Genomic DNA, 22,613 nt, shown 5'->3' on the forward strand with positions numbered 1-22,613 from the left:
GCCGGGATCCCGGCAGGCTGGATCTGGGCGATGATCGCGCCGCCGACCCGGATGCTGATCACCGCATCGCAGGGTCCGCTTCCGCTGCCGGACGAGGAATTGCACGCCTTCGATGCGGTGGCGCTGCACGCGGTACTCGGCCTCGCGATCGGCGCCCTGCTCGGTGCCGCGGTGTGGCTGCTGCGCGAACGGCGCGGCCCGGTGATCATGATCGCCGCCGTGCTCGGCGCGCTCGTGGCGGGCTGGCTCACCCTCACCATCGGCTCCGCGTTCGCGAACGGCTTCTATCCGCCGCCCGGCTCGGCCAAGGCCGGCCAGTTCGTGCTGCGTGCCCCGGAATCGGGTGGCATCCTGCCCATCGTGAGCTGGGGGCTGGGCAGTTCGCTCGCCTACGGGGTGCTCGCGGTGTGGAACGGGATGCACGATCTGGGGCGGCGGCTCTCCTGAACACCCGGTCCTGATCACTCCGGTGGTTTGAACACCGCGGACGGATCGGTCACCAGCATGTCCCTGCGGGTGAACCGGTACTGCGCGGCCGGACGGCCACCCGAGGGGCTGGTGGTCCCGGTGGGTTCGAGCAGGCCCCTGCGGGTCAGTACCCGCTGTAGATTGGTCGCCGAGATCGGATAGCCGAGCGCGGCGGAATAGAGCTCGCGCAGCCCGGCGATGGTGAATTCCGCGGGCGCGAGGGCGAACCCGATGTTCGTGTAGGAAAGCTTGGCGCGCAACCGGTCCCGTGCGTGCAGCACGATCTCACCGTGGTCGAAGGCGGTCCGTGGCAACCGGTCCACCGGCTGCCATGCGGTGTCCTCGGGGAGTTCGGGATCGGCGTCCGCGGGCACGAGCCCGAGGAACGCGGTCGCGAGCAGCCGGGTGCTCCCGGTCCGGTCCGGCGCGCTGAACACGGCGAGCTGTTCCAGATGCTGGCACTCGCGCACATCCACCTTCTCCGCCAGCTGCCTGCTGATCGAGTTCGCAACGTCCTCGTCCGCGCACAGCCGGCCACCGGGCAGCGCCCATTTCCCGGATTCCGGACGCCGTGCCCGTCGCCACAGCAGCGCGTGTAATCCCAGCGCACCCGCCTCGTCGCCGCGGACCTGGAAAACCGAGGCCAGCACTTCGTGCCCGATATCGGGGCTGTCGGTGGTAGCATACGAAGGCATGTTTTCGATTATAAGTCGAAAACTGAGCCTGGTCGATGGAGGACCCGATGACGACGGCGACGGTGGCGGACGCGAAGTGGGCGCGACAGGTGCGCGAGCTCGCGCGGGAACAGGACGCGGTCATCCTCGCGCACAACTATCAGCTCCCCGAAGTGCAGGACATCGCCGACCACACCGGGGATTCGCTCGCGCTGAGCCGGATCGCCGCACGGGCCGAGGCGAGCACGATCGTGTTCTGCGGGGTGCACTTCATGGCCGAGACCGCGAAGATCCTCGCCCCGGACAAGACCGTGCTCATCCCGGACGCGCGCGCCGGCTGCTCACTCGCGGACTCGATCACCGCGGAACAGCTGCGGGAGTGGAAACAGCAGCATCCCGGGGCGGTCGTGGTGTCCTATGTGAACACGACCGCGGAAGTCAAGGCGGAGACCGATATCTGCTGCACCTCCTCGAACGCCGTGGACGTGGTGCGCTCGATCCCGGCGGACCAGCCGGTGCTGTTCTGCCCGGACCAGTTCCTCGGCGCACACGTGAAACGGGTGACCGGGCGGGAGAACCTGCACATCTGGGCAGGGGAGTGCCATGTGCACGCGGGCATCAACGGCGATGAGCTCGCCGCTCGCGCGGACCGGGCGCCCGAGGCCGATCTGTTCATCCACCCCGAGTGCGGCTGCGCGACCTCCGCGCTGTACCTGGCCGGGGAGGGCGCGGTCGCCGAGGAACGGGTGCACATCCTCTCCACCGGCGGAATGCTCGACGCGGCAAGGGAAACCGGCGCGCGTTCGGTGCTCGTGGCCACCGAGGTGGGGATGCTGCACCAGCTGCGCAAGGCCGCGCCGGAGGTGGATTTCCGTGCGGTCAACGAAAAAGCCTCCTGCCGGTACATGAAGATGATCACGCCGGAGAAGGTGCTCGACTGCCTGCGCGCGGGAACCGACGAGGTGCGGGTTCCCGAGCGGATCGCCGGACAGGCGCGGACCGCGGTGGAGCGCATGATCGGGATCGGGAAATCTGGGGGCGGGGAATGAGCGAGCTCGGCAGCGTTTCAATGACACGGCGTCGCTGCGAAGCGCCGAGCTCCCCCAAGGAGCGAGTGCGATGAGTATCGGCTGGGAAGCGGCTGCCGACCTGGTCGTGGTCGGCAGCGGGGTCGCCGGGCTGACCGCGGCGCTGCACGCACACGAGCGCGGCCTCCGGGTCCTCGTGGTGAGCAAGGACGAAGTGGCCGAGGGGAGCACCCGGTTCGCCCAAGGCGGGATCGCGGTGGTGTTCCCGCAGGACGCCGCGGCCTCCGGGGACGACATCGAGGCGCACCTCGCGGACACCATGGCTGCCGGGGCCGGGTTGTGCGAGCGCGCGGCCGCTGCTGCCATCCTCGCGGACGGACCCGTTGCGGTACAAGGGATCCGGGATCGCGGCGCGGTGTTCGACCAGGACGATGACGGCAGCCTCGCCCGCACCAGGGAGGGCGGCCACGGGGCGTTCCGGGTGGTGCACGCCGGAGGCGATGCGACCGGTGCGGAGGTGCAGCGCGCGCTGGTCGCCGCGGCCAGTGGCACGGTTCCGGTGCTGACCGGGCATGTGGCCGTGGACGCGGTGCGCACCTCGACCGGGGCGGTCGGCGGGCTGCTGGTGCTCGACGAGAGCGGCTTGGCCGGGCTGCTGCGCGCGCCCGCGGTGCTGCTGGCCACCGGCGGGCTCGGCCAGCTCTACACGGCTACCACGAATCCCGCGGTGGCCACCGGGGACGGGATCGCGCTCGCGCTGCGTGCCTCGGCGCTGGTGGCGGATCTGGAATTCGTGCAGTTCCATCCGACCGTGCTCTACACCGGGGCGCACGTGACCGGTCAGCGCCCGCTGGTCACCGAGGCGGTGCGCGGGGAGGGCGCGGTGCTCGTGGACGAGTGCGGGCGCCGGATCATGACCGGGGTGCACGAACTCGCCGATCTGGCCCCGCGCGATGTGGTCTCCGCGGCGATCGCGCGTTCGATGGCCGAAACCGGTGCCGAGCACGTGTACCTGGACGCGAGCGCGGTGGCCCGGGGCGGATTCGCCGCGCGGTTCCCCACGGTGCACGCCGCCTGCGCGCAGGCGGGCATCGATCCGGCGCGGGACCCCATTCCGGTCGCTCCGGCCGCGCACTTCTCCTGTGGCGGGGTCGTCGCGAGCGTGGACGGGCGCACCACGGTCCCCGGGCTGTACGCGATCGGCGAGGTCGCGCGCACGGGTCTGCACGGGGCGAACCGGCTGGCCTCCAACAGCGTGCTGGAGGGACTGGTCACCGGGGGACGGGTGGCCGAGGCGGTGCGGGCCGATCTCGGCGAGGCACCGGAGACGGGCAGGCTCGAGGAGCCCTCCCTTCCCGCGGAGCCGATGGCACCGGCGCGGCGGCTGCGTCCGGTACTGAGCCGGCGGCTGGGCATCGGCAGGGACGCCGAGGGAATGCGCACCGCCATCGAGGAGCTCACCGCGATGGCCACCGTCCGTCCACTGTGGACACGCGAGGGCGTGGAGCGGGCCGCGATGACGTTGACCGCCAAGGCGCTCGCGTTCTCCGCGCTGCATCGCGAGGAATCCCGCGGTGCCCATGTGCGGGTGGATTTCCCGGAACGCGACGACGCGCGCTTCGGGCACAGTGCGTTCGTCTGTCTGGACGTTTCCGGGCGACCGCTGGTGATCGGCAAGGAAAGGGCACGGTTGGCCGCATGAACATCACCGAACTCGTCGCGAGCGCGCTCGCCGAGGATCTGCGCTACGGCCCGGATGCCACATCCGCGGCGACGATCGGGGAGGACCTCGTCGGGATCGGGCGGTTCACCGCGCGCACCGAAGGAGTACTCGCCGGGGTGGACTTCGCCGAGCGGGCACTGACCGAGGTGGCCGGCGAGATCGAGGTGCTGGACCGGATCGAGGACGGCAGCAGGCTGCGCCGGGGCAGCGAGGTGCTCGTGGTGCGCGCCCCGGTGCGGGCCATGCTCACCGCCGAACGCACCGCGCTGAACTTCCTCACCCACCTGTCCGGGATCGCCAGCCACACCGCGCGCTGGGTCGCCGAGGCCGAGGGCACCGGCTGCCGGATCCGGGACACCCGCAAGACGCTGCCCGGGCTGCGCGCCGCGCAGAAGTACGCGGTGCGCTGCGGCGGCGGGGTGAACCACCGCCTCGGACTCGGGGACGCCGTGCTCGTCAAGGACAACCACGTGGTCGCGGCCGGTTCGGTGACCGCGGCGATCAAGGCCACCCGGCTGCACGCCCCCGAGCTGCCCTGCGAGGTCGAGGTGGACGACCTCGCCCAGTTCGAGGAGGCACTGGCCGCGGGGGCGAGCGAGATCCTGCTGGACAACTTCAGCGCCGCCGACTGCGCGCTCGCCGTGCGCCGCAGGGACGAGCACGGATCCGGTGCGTTGCTCGAGGCCTCCGGCGGGCTGAGCATCGAGGTGGCCGCGGAGTACGCGCGATCCGGGGTGGACTACCTCGCGGTCGGGGCGCTCACCCATTCCTCCCCGGCCCTGGACATCGCCCTCGACCTGGACACGCACTAACCGCGGCAGGCAGTCGGGTTGACCGAGGGGGTCGGGTCGAGCAGATAGGTGCCGTCCTCGGACTGGTCCGCGTCCCAGGCGGTGCACAGCTTCGTGCCATCCGCCCCGGACGCGGTGACCTCGATGAACCCGGCACCCGGGCGGACCTGGATGTCGGAGTACCCGTTGTCCTCCAGCTTGTCCACGAAGGTGCTGCCGTAGTCCATGCTGATCGTGTTCGCGGCGAAGTGCGTCTGCAGTTCCTTGCCGTTGTGCGCGCGCAGGTTCTGCTGCACCATCGAGGCGAGCTGGGGCACCGAGGTCGCGCTGCGGATCGTGTCGTTGGTGGCGATGCCCACGACCAGGTACCCGATCCAGCCGAGCATGAGCACGATGACGATCACGGTCAGCCACTTCGTGCGGGGCCGGAGCCGCCTGCGCGCCGGTGCCTCCGGCTCCGGGGTGCGCGCCTGGGTCACGGTCTCGCCGCCTTCCTGAACGGGTCTCGGTCTCCGCGGGACGGTAACCGATACTGTGACAGCCGTGCCGCGCGCGATGTATCCGACCCTGCTCGTGCTGTGCCTGCTCACGCTGTCCGCGTGCACCGGCACCGCGCCGCAACCACAGCCCAGGCCGCCGATGCGGACCGCGACCATCGACGTGGCCAGTGAACCCGCGACGCTGAACCCGGTCGCCGGATACGCCCCGGACGGCGCCGCGCAGTTCTACGACGGGCTGCTCGAACACCGTGCGGACGGGCGCGCCGAACCGGCTCTGGCCACCGCGCTGCCCGAACCGGACGCGAGCGGGACACGGCTGACCGTGCCGATCCGGAAAGGGGTGCGGTTCTCCGACGGCAGCCCGCTGCGCCCGGCCGATGTGGTCGCCACCTATCGCGCGGTGCTCGACCCGGTCTACCGTTCCCCGCTTCGGGCCCGCTACGCCAATCTGCGCGCGGTGGAGGAGGCCGGGGACGGTTCGGTGCGATTCACCCTCGCGCACCGGGATCCGGGGTTCGAGCGGCTGCTCACCCTCGGCATCGTGCCCGCCGCGGCGCTGCGCGAGCGCGAACCGGCCGGGCGGCTGCCGATCAGTACCCGGCCGGTCGGCACCGGCCCGTTCGCCGCGGTGGACTGGCGGCGCGGGCAGTCCCTGACCATGCGGGCGCGGACGGACTACTGGGACGGCAAACCGAAGCTGGACAGGATCACCGTGCGGTTCCAGCCCGATGAGCGGGCCCGGCTCGCGGATCTGCGCGAGCACAAGGCCGATGCCGCGCGAGTGGCGAACAGCAACCGCCAGTCCCCGGTCGACGGGACGAGCGCGGTCGAATCGCTGAGCGCCGAATACCGCGCGGTCACCCTGCCCGAGGACAACCCGGTCACCGGGGACCAGAGCGTGCGGGATGCGATGAACCGCGCGCTGGACCGGTCCGCGCTCGTCCGCGATGCCCTCGGCGGTGTCGGCGAACCCGCGTCCACCCCGTTCACCTCGGCGCAGCCCGAGTACCAGGATCCGAGCGCGCGCTACCAGTACGCCAAGGGCAAGGCCGAACAGGAACTGCAGCAGGCGGGCTGGACCGCGAAACCCGGTGCGGTGCGAGCGAAACACGGCACCCAGGCACGGTTCACGCTGCGCTATCCGGACGGCGACCCGGAGGCGAAGGCCTTGGCGGAGGGCTTCGCCAAGGACATGCGCACGGTCGGTATCCAGGTCGACCCGGCGAGCGGTGAACCCGCCGATGGCGAGGCCGCACTGGTCGCTCGCGGGGACCCGTTCGCCCCGGGGATCCCGGACGCGACCGCGCAGGCGCAGACCGATCCCGCCCAGCGCGCGATCGCCTACCGGGCGGCCGATCGGGCCTATTTCGCCAAACCCGATCTGGTGGTGCTGGCCCGGATGGCGCACACCTATCTCGTCGCGGACCGGTTGCGCGGCTATCAGCCGGTGCTCGATCCGGTGCGCCCGCAATTCACTTGGGGGCTGTACTGGAATTTGCCAGAGTGGACGACATGATCGACCTGTCCGCGGTTCGTGCCGACACTCCTGCCCTGAACGAACGGATCTTCCTGGACAGCGCCGGATCCTCGCTGCCGCCCAGCCCGGTGCTCGAGGAGATGTTCGCGCACCTGCGGGCCGAGGCGAGCATCGGCGGGTACCGGGCGGCCGCGCAGCGCGAGGCCGAGCTCCGGTCCGGGTACCCGGTGTTCGCCGAACTGCTCGACTGCGCCCCCGGGGAGATCGCGTTCACCGAGAGCGCCTCGCGGTCCTGGCTCGCGCTGCTGGACGCGATCCCGCTCGGCCCGGGGGACCGGGTGCTGATCAGCCAGGTCGAATACGGCAGCTATGTCATCGCGCTGCTGCGCCTTGCCGAGCGCGCCGGATTCACCGTGGAGCAGATGCCCTCCGATGAGACCGGGCAGGTGGATGTCGATGCGACCCGCGCGATGCTCGACGAGCGGGTGAAACTGGTCTCGGTGACCCACGTGCCGACCAACTCCGGCCTGATCAGCCCGGTCGCGGCGATCACGGCGGCCGCGCACGAGGTAGGTGCCTTCGTGCTGCTCGACGCCTGCCAGTCGGTCGGCCAGTTCCCGGTGCGCATGAGGGAACTCGGCGTGGACATGATCACCGGGACCGGGCGTAAGTGGCTGCGCGGGCCGCGGGGCACCGGTTTCCTCGCGGTGCGCCAGGACGAACGGCTGTGGCCGCGGCTGATCATGGACAGCGCGGCCAGCCTGGACGGTCCGGACAGCTATCACATCCACTCCGGACCGGGTGCGCAGTACGAACTGTTCGAGTACGGCGTCGCGGCCCGGCTCGGGCTGATCCGGGCCGCCCGCTACGCGCTGGAGCTCGGCCTGGAAGCGATCGGGGAGGCGGTGCTGGCCAAGGGCACCTACCTGCGGGCGGCGCTCGGTGCGCTGCCCGGTGTCCGGGTGCTCGATCCCGGCCGGGAGCAGGGCGGGATCGTCACCTTCGCGGTCGACGGGACACCGGTGGACGCGGTGCGCGAAGCCCTGTGGCAGAAGGGGATCGTGGTCGGCGGCGGCGCGATGCCGGACGGTCTGCTCGACTGGCGCGCCCGCGGCCTCGACGGCTGCGTGCGGGCCTCGCCGCACTACTTCACCACCGAGGCGGAGCTGGACGCGCTGGTGCACGCGGTCGCCGCCCTGGCCTGAGCCGGGTGCGGCCCCGCCCGTACCCTTGAGGCATCACCGTCATCGAGGAGTATCCGATGTTGACCCGCACCGATCTGCGGCCCCAGGCGCCGCCACCGTCCGCGTTGCGCGGCATGTTGCCGCGCGCCGAGGTGGACGTGGACGCCGTGCTGCATCGGGTGCGGCCGATCGTGGACGCGGTGCGCGAGCGCGGGGTGGAGGCCGTACTCGAGTACTCCGAGCAGTTCGACAAGGTGCGCCCGGACACCGTGCGGGTGCCCCGTGCGGCGCGCGCTGAGGCGCTGGCCGGGCTGGACGCGGATGTGCGCGCGGCGCTCGAGGAGACGATCACCAGGGCCCGCGCGGTGCACGCCGATCAGCGCCGCACCGACACCACGACCACGCTCGCCGAGGGCGGCACGGTCACTGAACGCTGGGTCCCGGTGCGCCGGGTCGGGCTCTACGCGCCCGGTGGGCTGGCCGTGTACCCGTCCACCGTGGTGATGAACGTGGTCCCGGCACAGGCAGCGGGCGTGGAATCGCTCGTGGTCTGCTCGCCGCCGCAGCAGGACGGATATCCGCACCCGACCGTGCTCGCCGCCGCCGAACTGCTCGGCGTGGACGAGGTCTGGGCGGTCGGCGGGGCGCAGGCGATGGCCCTGCTCGCCTATGGGGGCACCGATACCGAGGGTTCGGCGCTCGAGGGCGTGGACATGATCACCGGCCCGGGCAACATCTACATGACCGCGGCCAAACGCCTGCTGCGCGGGCTGATCGGCATCGACGCGGAGAACGGCCCGACCGAGATCGCCATCCTCGCCGATGCGAGCGCCGATCCGGTGCACGTCGCCGCGGATCTGATCAGCCAGGCCGAGCACGACACCCTCGCGGCCAGCGTGCTGGTCACCGATTCGGACGAGCTGGCCGACGCCGTGGACGCCGAGCTCGAGCGCCGGGTGACGAACGCCAAACACACCGAGCGGATCACCGAAGCCCTGCGCGGCAAGCAGTCCGGAACGGTGCTCGTCTCCGGGATCGAGGACGGGGTCGCGGTCGTCGACGCCTACGCCGCCGAACACCTGGAGATCCAGACCGAGAACGCGAGTGCGGTCGCCAGGCGGGTGCGCAACGCGGGCGCGATCTTCGTGGGCCCCTACGCCCCGGTCTCGCTCGGCGACTACTGCGCGGGTTCGAACCACGTGCTCCCGACCGGTGGCTGCGCGCGGCACTCCAGTGGGCTGTCCGTGCAGACCTTCCTGCGCGGGATCCACGTGGTGGACTACTCCGAGGCGGCGCTGAAAGCCGTGGCGGACAAGGTGATCACGCTCGCGAACGCCGAGGACCTGCCGGCGCACGGACAGGCGATCAGTGCGCGGTTCGAGGAGCGGCGATGACCGGGCCGGGTAGCGAGATCAGCCTCGAGGACCTGCCGCTGCGTGCGGACCTGCGCGGGCGCAGCCCCTATGGCGCACCGCAGCTGGATGTGCCGGTTCGGCTCAACACCAACGAGAACCCGTTCGAACCGCCCGCCGAACTCGTCGCGGACATCCTCGCCGAGACCGAACGGGCCGCGCGCACCCTCAACCGGTATCCGGACCGGGACGCCACCGCGCTGCGCGCGGATCTCGCCGCCTACCTGAGCCGGGCGACCGGAGTGGCGCTCGGCGCGGAGAACCTGTGGGCTGCCAACGGATCCAACGAGATCCTGCAACAGCTGCTGCAGGCCTTCGGGGGGCCGGGCCGGCGCGCGCTCGGGTTCGAGCCGTCCTACTCGATGCACCCGATCATCTCGGCGGGCACCAGGACCGAATGGCTGCCCGCCCCGCGCCGCGCGGACTTCTCCCTCGACGCGGAGCAGGCAGCGCGCCTGATCACCGAGCACGCACCCGATGTGGTGTTCGTGACGAGCCCGAACAATCCGACAGGGCAGGCGGTCCCGATCGAGGACATCGCGCGGATCGCCGAGGCGGCACCGGGTCTGCTCGTGGTCGACGAGGCCTACGCGGAATTCTCCGATCAGCCGAGCGCCACCCGGTTGATCGCCGAGTACCCCCGAAAACTGGTCGTCTCGCGCACGATGAGCAAGGCGTTCGCCTTCGCCGGTGGGCGCCTCGGTTATCTCGCCGCCGCTCCGGCCGTGGTGGACGCCCTCGCGCTGGTGCGGTTGCCGTATCACCTCGCGACGCTCACCCAGGCGGCCGCGCGGGCGGCACTGCGGCACGCGGTCGCCACTCTCGCCGGAGTGGCGACCCTCGCCGCGGAACGCGACCGGGTCACGGATGCCTTGCGGGACATGGGTTTCGATGTCGTACCCAGTGATGCGAACTTCTTCCTGTTCGGGCCGTTCGAGGACGCGCACCGGGTCTGGCAGTCCTATGTGGACGCGGGGGTGCTGATCCGGGATGTCGGTATTCCCGGGCGGTTGCGGGTCACCCTCGGCACCCGCGAGGAGAACGACACCTTCCTGCAGGTCACGAAAAACGGGGTGGTTGAGCCATGAACCGCGTTGCGCGCATCGAGCGCACCACGAAGGAATCGAGCATCGTGGTCGAACTCGGCCTGGACGGCTCGGTTCCGCCGAAGGTCGAGGTGGACACCGGAGTCCCGTTCTACGACCACATGCTGCACTCTTTCGGCGTGCACGGCGCCTTCGACCTGAGCGTGCGCGCCACCGGCGACACGCACATCGACGCGCACCACACCGTCGAGGACACCGCGATCGTGCTCGGCCAGGCGCTGCGCGAAGCACTCGGGGACAAGGCGGGAATCCGCCGGTTCGGGGACTCCTTCATCCCCATGGACGAGACGCTCGCCCAGGCCGTGGTGGACGTCTCGGGGCGGCCCTACTGCGTGCACAGCGGCGAACCCGAGCTGCTGGAGGGCTTCGTCGTCGGCGGGCATTACCCGACCGTGCTCAACCGGCACGTGTTCGACTCGCTCGCCTTCCACGCCGGGATCGCGCTGCACGTCCGGGTGCTCTACGGCCGCGATCCGCACCACATCACCGAAGCGCAGTTCAAGGCGGTGGCGCGGGCACTGCGTGCCGCCGTGGAATCCGACGAGCGGGCCGGCGGGATTCCGTCGACCAAGGGAGTGCTTTAAGAAATGGGAGTGCTGTAAATGGGAGAGTGGCTGTGGATCCTGCTGCTCGCGCTCGGCGGATTCCTCATCGGCGGAGTAATCTCCGTATGGAAGACGGCCAAGTTCTTCGCGATCATCCTGCTGCTGCTCGCCCTGCTGGCCATCGCGGGCGGCGTGGTCTGGTACCTCTCCACCTGATGTTCACTTACCCTGAGTGATCGAGTTCCGCGAATCGTGCAACTCGAGGTGCGGACGAAAGAGGGCACGAAGTATCGTTCCCGATGTTCGATTCCAAACCAGCTACGAGGGGTAACCGTGACATATCCGCCGCAGGGACCACAAGGTCCGCAGGGGCCGCAAGGCCCACAGGGACCGCAGGGTCCCGGCTATGGAGGCCAGTACCCGCAAGGGGGCGGATTCGGTCAACAACCGGGTGGTCAACAGCCCGGACCGCAACAGCCGGGTCCGCAGCAGCCCGGGCCGCCGAGCGGTGGCTTCGGCCAGCAGCCGGGTGGACCGCAGCCGGGATATCCCCAGCAGGGCTACCCGCAACAGCCCGGCCAGCAGCCTCCGTACGGTCAGCAGCCGCCGTACGGCCAGCAACAGTTCGGGCAACAGCAGTTCGGCCAGCAGCCCGGCTTCGGCGGCCCGGTCCCGGGTGGCCCCGCGCCCAAGAAGAAGACCGGCCTGATCCTCGGCATCGCCGGGGGCGGGGTCGTGGTGATCGCGGTCGTGCTCGTCCTGGTGTTCACCCTCGGTGGCGGCGCGTCCGGGGTTATGAACGACTACGTCAGTGCACTGAGCAGCCAGGATGCCAACAAGCTTCGTGAGGTCTCCTGCAAACAGATCAGTGACAAGGACTTCGCCAAGGGCGTCGAGAGGATGAAGAAGAACACCCAGAACCTCAAGATCGAGATGAGCCTGGCTGGAGACGTCAAAGAAGAGGGCGACAAAGCAAGCGCCCCGATAAAGGCCAAGGTCTCCGGCACCTTGATGGGCCAGAAGTTAGATCAGGACCTCACTGGGACGATCGAAGCCCAGAACGGGGACAATGGCTGGTGTGTCATTGGAATAGAAGACACTAAGCCCAGCGGAGGCAGCTCGGGCGGTTCTTCTGGCTTCTAACCCTCGTACGGGGGAGGTTACGGCTCTGGCTCGGACTCGTCCGGTGGTGGATACTGAGTCACCGTGACCTACCCGCTTCCGTCGACACCGCCGGGGAAGACGAAAGGCAAACGCCTTGCCGTTCTCCTCGGCGGTTTCGTCGTCATCCTCGCCGTCGTGCTCATCCTCGTGTTCACCCTCGGTGGGGGATCCGGGGCCAACACCGTGATCGAGCAGTCGATCAAGGCCGTGAACGCCGGGAACTTCGACGAGGTGAACAAGCTGCGGTGCTCGGGCACCGACTCCCGGGACACCGTGCAGGAACTGCGGGACAAATTCCTCAACGTCGAATACCAGATGACCCAGTCCGGACCGATCGAGGAGGACGGCGATTTCGCCAAGGCCCCGGTGAAGACCACCGCGCAGGGCAGCATCCTCGGCAACAAGGTCAGTGACGACAAGAACGGCGAGATCCGCGCGAAGTACCAGGACGACAAGTGGTGCATCGTGGATTCGGGACTGAGCGGATCCGCTCCGGGCAGCTGAATCCGCGCTATTCCCCGCCTTCGGCGACCGGCATGAGACGCGGGGCGCCCGGGCCGTGTTCGGCCTGCTCGTCGTCCGGGTTCTGCAGGGTGCAGGTGCGCAGCGAGAGGCAGCCGCAGCCGATGCAACTGGTGAGCCGGTCGCGCAGCCGGGTGAGCGCGTCGATCCGGGTCTCCAGTTCGGCGTGCCAGGTGGAGGAGAGCCGCGCCCAGTCTTTCCGGGTGGGCGCCCGGTCGGCGGGCAGCGAATCCATCGCGGTCTTGATGTCCTCGAGGCTGACCCCGACCCGCTGTGCCGCTTTGATGAACGCCAGCCTGCGCAGCACACTGCGCTGATAGCGCCGCTGATTCCCGGTCGTCCGGGTGGCGAAAATGAGCTCCCGGTCCTCGTAGAACCGCAGTGCGGTGTGCGCTATTCCACTGCGCGCGGCGACCTGGCCGATCGTGAGCATCTCGGGAAGTTTTGTCACGCAACGAAGATTACTCCTTGACCTCCAGATAAGTCGAGGTTTCACGATGGGCTCATGACGACGACAGCGGAGCTCACCTACACCGACCTGCCCGCGCTGATGCGGCGCCTGGCGGGCGACGAGAAACACAACGCGGCCGCGGAGTCCACAGTGGACGTGATCTGGGTGCTGTACGACTCGGTGCTCGATATCGGCCCGCACAATCTGGACGATCCCGACCGGGACCGGTTCCTGCTCTCCAAGGGACACGGACCGATGGCCTTCTACGCGGTGCTCGCGGCGAAAGGCCTGCTGCCGCCGGAGGATCTGGACGGCTGGGGCACTTTCGAATCCCGGCTCGGTGGTCACCCGGACCGCACCCTGGTGCCCGGCGCGGAGATCAGCAGTGGCTCACTCGGCCACGGGCTGCCGATCGGGCTCGGCCTGGTGCTCGGCTGGCGCGCCACGGGACGCACCGGACCGCGGGCCGTGGTGCTGGTCGGGGACGCCGAACTCGACGAGGGCAGCAACAACGAGGCGATCGAGTACGCCGGACGGCTCGGCCTGGAACAGCTCACCGTGGTCGTGGTGGACAACTCCTCCTCGACATATGGCTGGCCGGGCGGAATCGAGCGCCGGTTCACCCTCGAAGGCTGGGCCGGGCGCACGGTCGACGGACGGGACCACGACGCCCTGCACTCGGCCTTCACCGAACCCCATCCCGGACGGCCGCTCGTCGTGGTCGCCTCGGTCGAGAAGAAAGGTGCCTGAACGATGACGACAGCGACGACTCTCGGTATGCGCGACACCTTCACCGCGACGGTGACCGAACTGCTCGACGAGGATCCGCGGCTCGCCGTGGTGCTCGCCGAGATCAGCGCGGACCGGCTCACCGAGGCGGCCGCGCGGCACCCGGAGCGGGTGATCAACGTCGGTATCCGGGAACAGTTACTGGTCAGCGTGGCCGGCGGGCTCGCGCTCTCCGGGATGCGCCCGATCGCGCACACCTTCTCGGCGTTCCTTGTCGAGCGCCCCTTCGAACAGGTGAAGCTGGACTTCGCGCATCAGGACGTCGGTGGTGTCCTGGTCAGTTCCGGGGGCTCCTATGACATCGCGTTCGGCGGGCGGACCCATATGAGCCCCGGGGATGTGGCGCTGATGGACAGCCTTCCCGGGTGGACGATCCAGGTGCCCGGGCATCCGGAGGAGGCCGCCGCCCTGTTGCGCGCCGATGCGGCCCGGGAGGACGCGGTGTATCTGCGCCTCTCCGAGCAGAGCAATGCGCGGCCCTATGCCACCGACGGCGCGATGACCGTGCTCAAACGCGGCGGCGAGGGCGTGGTGCTCGTGGTGGGCCCGCTCGCGGACAACGTGCTCACCGCGACCGAACAGCTCGACGTGACCGTGCTCTACACCCCGACCGTGCGCCCGCTGGATGTGCGCACCCTGCGTTCGGCGGTGTTTACCTCGAGCACCGATGTGCTGCTCGTGGAACCGTATCTGCGCGGGACATCCACGCACGCGGTCGCCGAGGCACTCGTGGACATCCCGCACCGGATCGCCGCGCTCGGTGTGGATCGCGAGCACGAACTGCGCGGCTACGGCGAACCCGCGGACCACGAACGCGCACACGGCCTCGACCCGGCCTCGATCGCCGCGCGGGCACGCCGGTTCTTCCACGCGGGCGCACCGGAGGGGCCGGTGCTCCGGGCAGGCTAGCCTGGACGCGTGGACACGATCGCCATCCTGGACTACGGCTCGGGCAATCTCCGCTCGGCGCAGCGCGCCCTGGAACGGGTCGGTGCGCGGGTCGAGCTCACCGCGGACCCCGCGGTCGCCATCGAGGCGGCGGGGCTCGTGGTGCCCGGGGTCGGCGCGTTCGCCGCGTGCATGGCGGGAATCGACGCGGTGGACGGGCAGCGGATCATCGCCGAGCGGCTGGACCGGGAGCGTCCGGTGCTCGGGATCTGCGTCGGCATGCAGGTGCTTTTCGAACGCGGCATCGAGCACGGGGTCCAGGCGCGGGGCTGCGGGCGCTGGCCGGGCACGGTGCGGGCACTCGAGGCGGATGTCATCCCGCACATGGGATGGAACACCGTGGAACCCGCCGCCGGCTCGGTGCTGTTCGCCGGGCTGGACGCGCGGACCCGGTTCTACTTCGTGCACTCCTTCGCCGCCTGCGAGTGGACCGGATCGCCCGATGCACTGCTGACCAGGAGCGTGCACGGAGAACCGTTCCTCGCAGCGGTCGAGGACGGTCCGCTGTCCGCGACCCAGTTCCACCCGGAGAAATCCGGGGACGCGGGGGCGACCCTGCTGGAGAACTGGCTCAAGTCGGTCAGGAGCTGAGTGCCCGACGCCGATCCAGGCGCAGCACGGCCACCCACGCGAACAGGGCCAGCACCGCGACCGCGATGGTGAACGCGATTCCGGCCGTGCGCAGATCGGTCAGCGCGGACACCACACCGACGAGCACCACGGGCACCGAGATGCCCAGATAGGCGACCACGAAGTAGCTGGAGACGGTCTCGGCGCGACGGTGCGCGGGACTGTGCGCGGTCACCGCCGCCATTCCGGACCGGAAACAGATGCCCTGGCCGATCCCGACCACGACGGTACCCAGGACGAGCAGTGTCAGCGAGGCGGTCAGCAGCGAGGCCGCGATCCCGGCCAGCGCGAGGATCAGCACCACGCAGCCGGTGGGCAGCGCGAGCCGTTCGCGCAGCTGTGCCGCGGCGAACTGGCCGAGCGTGGATCCGATGAACATGGAGAACACCACCGCACCCGCGAGCAACCGGTCCGGCTGATGCAGCACGGTGGACAGGAATCCCGGTTCGATCGCGGTGAGCAGGCCGAACACCGAGAACGCGGCGAACACGGCGATGGCGGCGGGCACGAACACCGCCCTGGCCTGTTCCGGAACACCGATGCGGCCCGGTCGCGGCCGGGCTCCCGGGCGCACCCGCACCGTTTCCGGGGCCAGCCACACCCCGATGACCGCGGGGACGAGCAGCACGAGGTGGGCGAGGAAAGGCAGCCGCAGCGGGGCGGGCGCGTACTCGGCGAGCACCCCGGCCAGCAGCGGGCCGAAACCGAGTCCGAGCATGTTCACCGCGGTGGCCAGCAGTGTCGCCCGTGCGTGTTTGTGGCTCGGGGCGAGCTCCACGAGCATGGCGGTCGCGGTTCCGGTGACCAGTCCGGCCGACAGGCCGGACACGATCCGGCCGATGAACAGCACGGTGAGCCCGGCGTCGGTGACGAAGACCAGCTCGGCGAGCGCCGAGGCGGCGAGCGCGGCGAACAGCACCCGGCGCCTGCCGAGCGCATCGGAGGCCCGGCCGAACAGCAGCAGCGCGGCGAGCACGCCGAGCGCGTACACCGCGTAGATCACCGTGGTGAGCAGGCTGCCGAAGGCGAACTGGTGCTGATAGAGCGGGTAGAGCGGGGTGGGCAAGGTGGTGCCCACCATGGTGACCCCGAAGGCGTAGGCCACGAAGCCGAACGCGAGCGGGGCCCGCATCCGGCGCGGCCCTGCTGTGCTGCCCTGATCGGTGTCGGTCGTCTGGTGCTGGCTCGTCACGCATTCAGCATGCGTGATCTTGGGCCGATCGGTCCAACGGATTGTGCCCATGAAAACAATCGCTAGAATCGATTGATGGAGTTTCGCCAGCTGGAGCAGTTCCTCGCCGTCGCCGAGGAGCGGCATTTCACCCGAGCCGCGCGCCGGGTGCACGTCGTGCAGTCCAGTCTCTCCAGCTCGATCCGGGCCCTCGAACGTGAACTCGGCGTCACCCTGTTCACCAGGGACAGCAGGAAGGTCGGACTGACCGAGGAGGGGCGTGCGCTGGTGCCCGCGGCGCGCAGGGCGCTCGCCGCCCGCGAGGAGGCGCGTGCGGCCGTCGCCGGGGTGCGCGGGCTGCTGAGAGGCACGCTGACGGTCGGGATGATCCAGTCGTTCGGTTTCTTCGATGTGCTCGCGGTGCTCGCCGAGTACCACCGGCGCTATCCGGCGGTCGGACTGCGGATCATGCACGACAGCGTGGGCGGGCTGGTGCGTTCGGTCGCGGACGGCCAGCTCGATCTCGCGTTCGTGGACCGCCCGTTCGGTGGCGAGCGGGTACGCGCGCGGGCCAGTGGCGCCGAGCCGATCGTGCTCGCCGTCCCGGCCGCGGATCCACTCGCCGCGCGGGACCGGGTGGCGCTGACCGAACTCGCCGAGCGGGAATTCGTCGAGTTCCGCGCCGACTCCGCGCTGCGCACCCGGGTGGACGCCGCCTGCGCCGCGGCCGGACTGGACCGCAGGATGTGCTGTGAGGTGGACCAGATCAGCGATCTGGTCGACCTGGTCGGGCACGGCGTGGGGATCGCGCTCCTGCCCGCCTACGCGGTGCGCAACGCCACGGACCGGGTCACCGCGGTGGCCACCGATCCGGAGATCCCGCGAGAGTCCGCGCTCATCACCACGGCGGGCCGGGAACCCTCGCCCGCTACCGCCGCCCTGCTCGAATTGATCGAGGAGACCGCGTTTAAGGTAAAACCGTGAGCTTCGTGTTGTTACCCGCGGTGGATGTGGCCGATGGCCAGGCGGTACGGCTCGTCCAGGGGGAGGCGGGCAGCGAGACCAAGTACGGCGCCCCGCTGGACGCCGCCATGCAGTGGCAGGCCGACGGCGCGGAATGGGTGCACCTGGTCGATCTCGACGCGGCCTTCGGCAGGGGGCAGAACGCCGCACTGCTGGCCGAAGTGGTCGGGAAACTCGATGTGCAGGTCGAGCTTTCCGGTGGCATCAGGGACGACGAATCGCTGCGCGCCGCACTGGCCACCGGCTGCGCCAGGGTGAACATCGGCACCGCGGCGCTGGAGGATCCGGCCTGGTGCGCGAAGGCGATCGCGGAATACGGCGAACGGGTCGCGGTCGGGCTCGACGTGCGCATCGTGGACGGTGAGTACCGGCTCGCCGCCCGCGGCTGGACCCGGGACGGCGGCGACCTGTGGGAGACCCTGCAGCGCCTCGACGCGGACGGCTGCGCGCGCTACGTGGTCACCGATGTGAGCAAGGACGGCACCCTGCAGGGGCCGAACGTCGGGCTGCTGCAGGAAGTGTGCGCGCGCACCGATGCCGCGGTGATCGCCTCCGGCGGCGTGGCCGAGGTCGACGATCTGCGGGCGCTTGCGCGGTTGCGCCGGGACGGCGTGGAGGGCTCGATCATCGGCAAGGCGCTGTACGCGGGCGCGTTCACCCTGCCCGAGGCGCTCGCCGCGGTCGCGTAACCTGGCCCCATGACTGTTGCCGTGCGCGTGATCCCGTGCCTCGACGTGGACGCGGGCAGGGTGGTCAAAGGGGTCAACTTCACCGACCTGCGCGATGCCGGGGATCCGGTCGAGCTCGCCCGCGCCTATGACCGCGCCGGGGCCGATGAGCTCACCTTCCTGGACGTGACCGCCTCCTCGGGCAATCGGGAGACCACCTACGACGTGGTGCGCCGCACCGCCGAGCAGGTTTTCATCCCGCTGACCGTCGGCGGCGGTGTGCGCGAACCGTCCGATGTGGACAGACTGCTGCGCGCGGGTGCGGACAAGGTCGGCATCAACACCGCCGCGATCGATCGCCCGGAACTGCTCGCCGAGTGCTCCCGACGGTTCGGCGCGCAGTGCATCGTGCTCTCGGTGGACGCGCGCCGGTCCGGGGACGGGTTCGAGGTCACCACGCACGGCGGGCGGCGCGGCACCGGGATCGACGCGATCGAGTGGGCGGCGCGCGGCGAAGAGCTCGGGGTCGGCGAGATCCTGCTCAACTCCATGGACGCGGACGGCACCAAACAGGGCTTCGACCTGGAACTGCTGCGCGCGGTCCGCGCCGCGGTGCGGGTACCGGTGATCGCCAGCGGGGGAGCGGGACGGCTCGAACACTTCCCGCCCGCGATCGAGGCGGGTGCGGACGCGGTACTGGCCGCCAGCGTGTTCCACTTCGGCGAACTGCGCATCCCGGAGGTCAAGGACACCATGCGCGCCGCGGGGGTGGTCGTCCGGTGAATCAGAATGTTCTTGTCGCACAAGCGAAAGCGGCCCCGGCGCGGCTGCGTGCCGGCGCGTGGACAATCGCGGGATGCGCGCTCGCGCTCGTGCTGATCAGCATCGGCCGCGCCGCGACCGGGGGCGGGATCGAGGCGCTCGTGCTTCCCCTGCTGCTCGCCCTGGCCCAGCTCGGCGCCGCGGGCGCGGTGCTGCTCTCCCGGCCGTACGCCCGCATCCTCGCCGGCGCGCTGCTGTTCCTGACCGGGCTGCTGCACCTGGTGATCGCGCTCGGCGAGGGACAGTGGTGGTTCCGCCTGCTCTCCGCGCTGCTGGTGCTCGCCTCGATCGCGGCCGGTGTGCTGCTCGCGGCCGGACAGGGCGAGGTGCGGCAGCGATGACCATCCCGGAGCGGCTCAAACGCACCACCGACGGGCTCGTGTGCGCCGTGACCCAGGACTATCGCACCGGTGCGGTGCTCATGGTGGCCTGGATGGACGATGCGGCGCTCGAGCAGACCCTGCGTACCCGGCGGGCCACCTATTTCTCCCGCAGCAGGGGGAAATTGTGGGTCAAGGGGGAGACCTCGGGACACACCCAGTTCGTGCGTGAGGTGCGCCTGGACTGCGACGGGGACGCGCTGCTGCTGCGCGTCGAGCAGACCGGCCCGGCCTGCCACAACGGGACCACCTCGTGCTTCGACACCGAAGTCCTGCTGGCGGATCCGGACTCCCAGTAGATACCGATGGCGGCTCGAGTGCGGGTTCGGGTGGCGGCGCCGCTTGACGACACTGCCTAACCGAGATCTCCGGTCAGGTAGCGCTGCAGATTCGGTGCGATGGCCGTGACCACCGTCTCCGGGTCCGCGGAGGCCAGGGGTTCGAGCGCGAGGGCGTAGCGGGCCAGGGCGAGCCCGGCCATCTGCGAGGCGCACAGGGTCGCGCGGAACGCCGCATCCTCGACCTGCAGCCGCTCGGCGAGTGGCAGGAACACCTTGTCGAGCATCTGCTCGCGAAACGCCTGGACCGCCTCGTTGTTGGAGGCGAAACTGCGCAGCACCGCGGTCATCTGCCCGCCTCCCGCGGAATCCCAGACGCGGAGCACGGTGCGCACGAACCGTTCGCCGAGCTCCTCGACCGGCCCGTCGAGCACGCTCGCGGCGATGTCCGCGGGGCGGAACGGCAGCTGCAGCACGGCCTCGGTGAACAACGCGTCCTTTCCGCCGAACCAGTGGTTGATCATCGACGGATCCATGCCCGCGCGTGCGGCGATCTGGCGGACCGTGGCGCCCGCGTAGCCCTGCTCGGTGAACACCGCGCGTGCGGCCTCGATCAGCACCGTCCTGGTGTCCTCGCTCGCCGGCCTGCGGCCTCTCCTTCGCCCTGGCATGGCAATGAGAGTAAACAGCCCGCGCGGGGAACTGTCGGACCGACCGGCAGAATGGTTCCCATGTCCACGACACGGGTGAGCCTGTCCCTCACGGAGTTCCGCGAGCTCGCCGCCGATCGCCGGGTGATTCCGGTCGCGCGGCGGTTGCTCGCCGACGCGGAGACGCCGCTTTCGGTGTACCGCAAACTCGCCGGGGACCGGCCAGGGACCTTTCTCTTCGAGTCCGCGGAGAACGGTGAGTCCTGGTCGCGCTGGTCGTTCGTCGGGGTGCGCAGCCCCGCGGCGCTCACCGTCGTCGACGGCAAGGCGGTGTGGCGCGGCGAACCGCCGGTGGACCTGCCGCACGGGGACGATCCGCTCGCCACCCTGCGCGAGACGGTCGAGGCCCTGCGCACCGAACCGTTGCCCGGGATGCCCCCGCTCACCGGTGGCATGGTCGGCTACATCGGCTACGATGCGGTCCGCTGGATGGAACGGCTTCCCGAGCTGGCCGAGGACGACCTCGAACTGCCCGAGATGACCATGCTGTTCGCCACCGATCTCGCCGCGGTGGATCACCACACCGGAACCGTCACGCTGATCGCGAACGCGGTGAACTGGGACAACAGCTCCGCGCGGGTGGACGAGGCCTACGCCGACGCGGTGCGCAGGCTCGACGAGATGACCGCGACCCTGCTCGCGCCCGCCCCGGCCACCGCGGCCCTGTTCGACCGCCCGAAGCCGGAGTTCACCCGCAAGCGCACGCAGGAGCAGCACCACGCGGCGATCGACGCGGCCAAGGAGGCGATCAAGGCGGGGGAGGCCTTCCAGATCGTGGTCTCCCAGCGGTTCGAGGTGCGCACCGAAGCGGACCCGGTCGACGTGTACCGCGTGCTGCGCACCACCAATCCGAGCCCGTACATGTACCTGCTGCGCCTGGAGGGCTTCGACATCGTCGGATCCAGTCCCGAGGCGCTGGTGACGGTCACCGACGGCAGGGCGACCATGCACCCCATCGCGGGCACCCGGTGGCGCGCGGCCGATCCGGAGGAGGACGCCGCGCTGGAGAAGGACCTGCTCGCCGACGAGAAGGAGCGCGCCGAGCACCTGATGCTCGTCGACCTGGGGCGCAACGACCTCGGCAAGGTGTGCGAACCGGGCAGTGTGCACGTGGTGGAGCTGTTCCGGGTGGAGCGCTACAGCCACGTGATGCACATCGTCTCCACGGTGACCGGTGAGCTGCGCAAGGACTGCGGAGCGCACGATGCCGTCGTGGCCTGTTTCCCGGCGGGCACGCTCTCCGGGGCGCCGAAACCGCGCGCCATGGAACTGATCGAGGAATACGAACCGACCCGGCGGGCGCTGTACGGCGGTGTGGTCGGCTATCTGGATTTCGCGGGCAACGCGGACACCGCGATCGCCATCCGCACCACGGTGATGCGCGAGGGCGTCGCCTACGTGCAGGCGGGTGGCGGGATCGTCGCGGACTCGGATCCGTACGCCGAGGACCAGGAGACGCTCAACAAGGCGGGCGCGGTCCTCGCCGCGATCGCCGCCGCCGAGACGATGGCCGCACCCGAGGTGACCGGCCGTGACTGATCGCCGCCCCGGTCGCTCCGCCCTGTGGGCACTGCTGCTGTGCCTGTTGCTGGCCGCCGCACTGCTGTGGGGTTCCTCGCGGCTCGGCTGGTCGGCGGGCAGCGCACCGGTGCGCGGTTCGGAGGCGGTTCCCGAGCTGGTGCCGCTGGCCCTGCTCGCGCTGGCCGCGCTCGCCGCCCAGTTCGCGGGCGGTGCGCCGGTGAAACGGATCATCGGGGTGCTCGTACTGATCAGCGGCTGCTATCTGGCCTATCGAGGGATCACCGGGGCCGCGCCCTTCGCGCCGGGACCGGGCAGCACCGCCCCGAGCGACCAGGATGTGCTGGCCAGGAGCCTGGTGGGGCTGGCGGCCCTCGCCGAGCTCGGAGCCGCCGCCGCGTTGCTTTCCGCGGCGCGGGTACTGCCCGCCATGGGCGCCAGATACACCAGGGGCGCGGGCAGACAACGGGCGAAAGCCCCGGATCAGCGGATGTGGGACGCGCTCTCCGAGGGGGAGGATCCGACGACGAAGTGACCCGAACCGGATGGGCCATGGGGGCGGGAGTTAGCATCAGTGCAGCGGGAAGGGGAACGAATCCGTGACGAAACCCACCTGTCCGACGCGGACACC

General features: G+C 70.3%; 28 protein-coding genes. 22 read left to right on the plus strand and 6 right to left on the minus strand.

The window, feature by feature from the left end:
- A partial coding sequence (locus tag AD72_RS33545) for a DUF2567 domain-containing protein (protein WP_031470674.1) occupies positions 1-447 on the plus strand: 447 nt, incomplete at its 5' end.
- A gap of 14 nt (positions 448-461) precedes the next feature.
- Here the strand turns inward: AD72_RS33545 and AD72_RS33550 are convergent.
- The gene (locus AD72_RS33550) at positions 462-1,163 is read right to left on the minus strand and encodes an NUDIX hydrolase (RefSeq protein ID WP_031470675.1); all 702 of its coding nucleotides are present in this window, start codon (positions 1,161-1,163) and stop codon (positions 462-464) included.
- A gap of 35 nt (positions 1,164-1,198) precedes the next feature.
- Between AD72_RS33550 and nadA the strand changes: the two genes are divergently transcribed.
- From nadA to nadC, 3 genes are all read left to right on the plus strand, one after another.
- The gene (nadA, locus tag AD72_RS33555) at positions 1,199-2,191 is read left to right on the plus strand and encodes a quinolinate synthase NadA (RefSeq protein ID WP_031470676.1); all 993 of its coding nucleotides are present in this window, start codon (positions 1,199-1,201) and stop codon (positions 2,189-2,191) included.
- 70 nt (positions 2,192-2,261) lie between these two features.
- Positions 2,262-3,872 carry an L-aspartate oxidase gene (locus AD72_RS33560; RefSeq protein ID WP_031470677.1) on the plus strand — a complete coding sequence of 537 codons (1,611 nt, stop codon included), beginning with the start codon at positions 2,262-2,264 and terminating at the stop codon, positions 3,870-3,872.
- The gene (nadC, locus tag AD72_RS33565) at positions 3,869-4,705 is read left to right on the plus strand and encodes a carboxylating nicotinate-nucleotide diphosphorylase (protein ID WP_031470678.1); all 837 of its coding nucleotides are present in this window, start codon (positions 3,869-3,871) and stop codon (positions 4,703-4,705) included. Before AD72_RS33560 ends, nadC begins: the two co-directional genes overlap by 4 nt.
- On the opposite strand, the gene AD72_RS33570 is transcribed toward nadC, so the two are convergent.
- Positions 4,702-5,163 (minus strand): hypothetical protein, encoded by a 462-nt coding sequence (locus AD72_RS33570; protein ID WP_031470679.1) that lies wholly within the window; start codon positions 5,161-5,163, stop codon positions 4,702-4,704. The two genes, nadC and AD72_RS33570, sit on opposite strands and share 4 nt — an antisense overlap.
- A gap of 64 nt (positions 5,164-5,227) precedes the next feature.
- On the opposite strand from AD72_RS33570, the gene AD72_RS33575 reads away from it, so the two are divergent.
- Genes AD72_RS33575 through AD72_RS37380 form a run of 6 tightly spaced genes read left to right on the plus strand, consistent with a single transcriptional unit; the run spans position 5,228 to position 11,124 of the window.
- Entirely contained in the window at positions 5,228-6,700 is a 1,473-nt protein-coding gene (locus tag AD72_RS33575; RefSeq protein ID WP_156365506.1) for an ABC transporter substrate-binding protein, read from the plus strand.
- Complete coding sequence (locus tag AD72_RS33580; RefSeq protein ID WP_031470681.1) at positions 6,697-7,866, plus strand: aminotransferase class V-fold PLP-dependent enzyme; 1,170 nt, start codon at positions 6,697-6,699, stop codon at positions 7,864-7,866. Before AD72_RS33575 ends, AD72_RS33580 begins: the two co-directional genes overlap by 4 nt.
- Before the next feature lie 56 nt (positions 7,867-7,922).
- Positions 7,923-9,239, plus strand: coding sequence for a histidinol dehydrogenase (gene hisD / locus AD72_RS33585; protein WP_031470682.1), 1,317 nt, complete (start codon positions 7,923-7,925; stop codon positions 9,237-9,239).
- Complete coding sequence (locus tag AD72_RS33590; protein ID WP_031470683.1) at positions 9,236-10,345, plus strand: histidinol-phosphate transaminase; 1,110 nt, start codon at positions 9,236-9,238, stop codon at positions 10,343-10,345. The genes hisD and AD72_RS33590 overlap by 4 nt, the downstream gene beginning before the upstream one ends.
- Entirely contained in the window at positions 10,342-10,947 is a 606-nt protein-coding gene (gene hisB, locus AD72_RS33595) for an imidazoleglycerol-phosphate dehydratase HisB (protein ID WP_031470684.1), read from the plus strand. Before AD72_RS33590 ends, hisB begins: the two co-directional genes overlap by 4 nt.
- 18 nt (positions 10,948-10,965) lie before the next feature.
- Positions 10,966-11,124, plus strand: coding sequence for a hypothetical protein (locus AD72_RS37380; protein ID WP_020498293.1), 159 nt, complete (start codon positions 10,966-10,968; stop codon positions 11,122-11,124).
- A gap of 102 nt (positions 11,125-11,226) precedes the next feature.
- Here AD72_RS37380 and AD72_RS38145 read toward each other — a convergent pair whose 3' ends face one another.
- Positions 11,227-11,541: a hypothetical protein gene (locus AD72_RS38145; protein WP_031470685.1), complete on the minus strand. Its 315-nt coding sequence runs from the start codon at positions 11,539-11,541 to the stop codon at positions 11,227-11,229.
- A gap of 102 nt (positions 11,542-11,643) precedes the next feature.
- Between AD72_RS38145 and AD72_RS33605 the strand changes: the two genes are divergently transcribed.
- Positions 11,644-12,051 carry an NTF2-like N-terminal transpeptidase domain-containing protein gene (locus AD72_RS33605; protein WP_031470686.1) on the plus strand — a complete coding sequence of 136 codons (408 nt, stop codon included), beginning with the start codon at positions 11,644-11,646 and terminating at the stop codon, positions 12,049-12,051.
- A gap of 63 nt (positions 12,052-12,114) precedes the next feature.
- Positions 12,115-12,576, plus strand: a complete 462-nt coding sequence (locus AD72_RS33610; protein WP_031470687.1) for a hypothetical protein — start codon at positions 12,115-12,117, stop codon at positions 12,574-12,576.
- Between the two features lie 7 nt (positions 12,577-12,583).
- Here AD72_RS33610 and soxR read toward each other — a convergent pair whose 3' ends face one another.
- The gene (gene soxR, locus AD72_RS33615) at positions 12,584-13,027 is read right to left on the minus strand and encodes a redox-sensitive transcriptional activator SoxR (protein ID WP_197285164.1); all 444 of its coding nucleotides are present in this window, start codon (positions 13,025-13,027) and stop codon (positions 12,584-12,586) included.
- A 72-nt stretch (positions 13,028-13,099) separates the two neighbouring features.
- Between soxR and AD72_RS33620 the strand changes: the two genes are divergently transcribed.
- Genes AD72_RS33620 through hisH form a run of 3 tightly spaced genes read left to right on the plus strand, consistent with a single transcriptional unit; the run spans position 13,100 to position 15,373 of the window.
- Positions 13,100-13,795: a thiamine pyrophosphate-dependent enzyme gene (locus tag AD72_RS33620; protein WP_031470689.1), complete on the plus strand. Its 696-nt coding sequence runs from the start codon at positions 13,100-13,102 to the stop codon at positions 13,793-13,795.
- A 3-nt stretch (positions 13,796-13,798) separates the two neighbouring features.
- Entirely contained in the window at positions 13,799-14,743 is a 945-nt protein-coding gene (locus AD72_RS33625) for a transketolase family protein (RefSeq protein WP_063890843.1), read from the plus strand.
- Positions 14,744-14,752: 9 nt separating this feature from the next.
- Positions 14,753-15,373, plus strand: a complete 621-nt coding sequence (hisH, locus tag AD72_RS33630) for an imidazole glycerol phosphate synthase subunit HisH (RefSeq protein ID WP_031470691.1) — start codon at positions 14,753-14,755, stop codon at positions 15,371-15,373.
- Here hisH and AD72_RS33635 read toward each other — a convergent pair.
- A complete protein-coding gene (locus AD72_RS33635; protein ID WP_156365507.1) occupies positions 15,363-16,604 on the minus strand; it encodes an MFS transporter in 1,242 nt (413 codons plus the stop codon). The two genes, hisH and AD72_RS33635, sit on opposite strands and share 11 nt — an antisense overlap.
- A 75-nt stretch (positions 16,605-16,679) precedes the next feature.
- On the opposite strand from AD72_RS33635, the gene AD72_RS33640 reads away from it, so the two are divergent.
- Genes AD72_RS33640 through hisI form a run of 5 tightly spaced genes read left to right on the plus strand, consistent with a single transcriptional unit; the run spans position 16,680 to position 19,775 of the window.
- A complete protein-coding gene (locus AD72_RS33640; RefSeq protein ID WP_031470693.1) occupies positions 16,680-17,567 on the plus strand; it encodes a LysR family transcriptional regulator in 888 nt (295 codons plus the stop codon).
- Entirely contained in the window at positions 17,564-18,295 is a 732-nt protein-coding gene (priA, locus tag AD72_RS33645; RefSeq protein WP_031470694.1) for a bifunctional 1-(5-phosphoribosyl)-5-((5-phosphoribosylamino)methylideneamino)imidazole-4-carboxamide isomerase/phosphoribosylanthranilate isomerase PriA, read from the plus strand. Before AD72_RS33640 ends, priA begins: the two co-directional genes overlap by 4 nt.
- 9 nt (positions 18,296-18,304) lie before the next feature.
- A complete protein-coding gene (gene hisF, locus AD72_RS33650) occupies positions 18,305-19,057 on the plus strand; it encodes an imidazole glycerol phosphate synthase subunit HisF (RefSeq protein ID WP_031470695.1) in 753 nt (250 codons plus the stop codon).
- Entirely contained in the window at positions 19,054-19,437 is a 384-nt protein-coding gene (locus AD72_RS33655) for a hypothetical protein (protein ID WP_031470696.1), read from the plus strand. Before hisF ends, AD72_RS33655 begins: the two co-directional genes overlap by 4 nt.
- Entirely contained in the window at positions 19,434-19,775 is a 342-nt protein-coding gene (gene hisI, locus AD72_RS33660; RefSeq protein WP_031470697.1) for a phosphoribosyl-AMP cyclohydrolase, read from the plus strand. The genes AD72_RS33655 and hisI overlap by 4 nt, the downstream gene beginning before the upstream one ends.
- Before the next feature lie 56 nt (positions 19,776-19,831).
- Here the strand turns inward: hisI and AD72_RS33665 are convergent, their stop codons facing one another.
- Positions 19,832-20,425: a TetR/AcrR family transcriptional regulator gene (locus tag AD72_RS33665; protein WP_031470698.1), complete on the minus strand. Its 594-nt coding sequence runs from the start codon at positions 20,423-20,425 to the stop codon at positions 19,832-19,834.
- A gap of 60 nt (positions 20,426-20,485) precedes the next feature.
- On the opposite strand from AD72_RS33665, the gene AD72_RS33670 reads away from it, so the two are divergent.
- Both AD72_RS33670 and AD72_RS33675 read left to right on the plus strand, forming a co-directional pair.
- The gene (locus tag AD72_RS33670; protein ID WP_082469313.1) at positions 20,486-22,003 is read left to right on the plus strand and encodes an anthranilate synthase component I; all 1,518 of its coding nucleotides are present in this window, start codon (positions 20,486-20,488) and stop codon (positions 22,001-22,003) included.
- Positions 21,996-22,517 (plus strand): Trp biosynthesis-associated membrane protein, encoded by a 522-nt coding sequence (locus tag AD72_RS33675; RefSeq protein ID WP_031470700.1) that lies wholly within the window; start codon positions 21,996-21,998, stop codon positions 22,515-22,517. Before AD72_RS33670 ends, AD72_RS33675 begins: the two co-directional genes overlap by 8 nt.
- Positions 22,518-22,613: the final 96 nt, after the last annotated feature.

Source organism: Sciscionella sediminilitoris (assembly GCF_000737195.2).
In the GTDB taxonomy this organism is placed as follows: Bacteria; Actinomycetota; Actinomycetes; order Mycobacteriales; family Pseudonocardiaceae; genus Sciscionella; species Sciscionella sediminilitoris.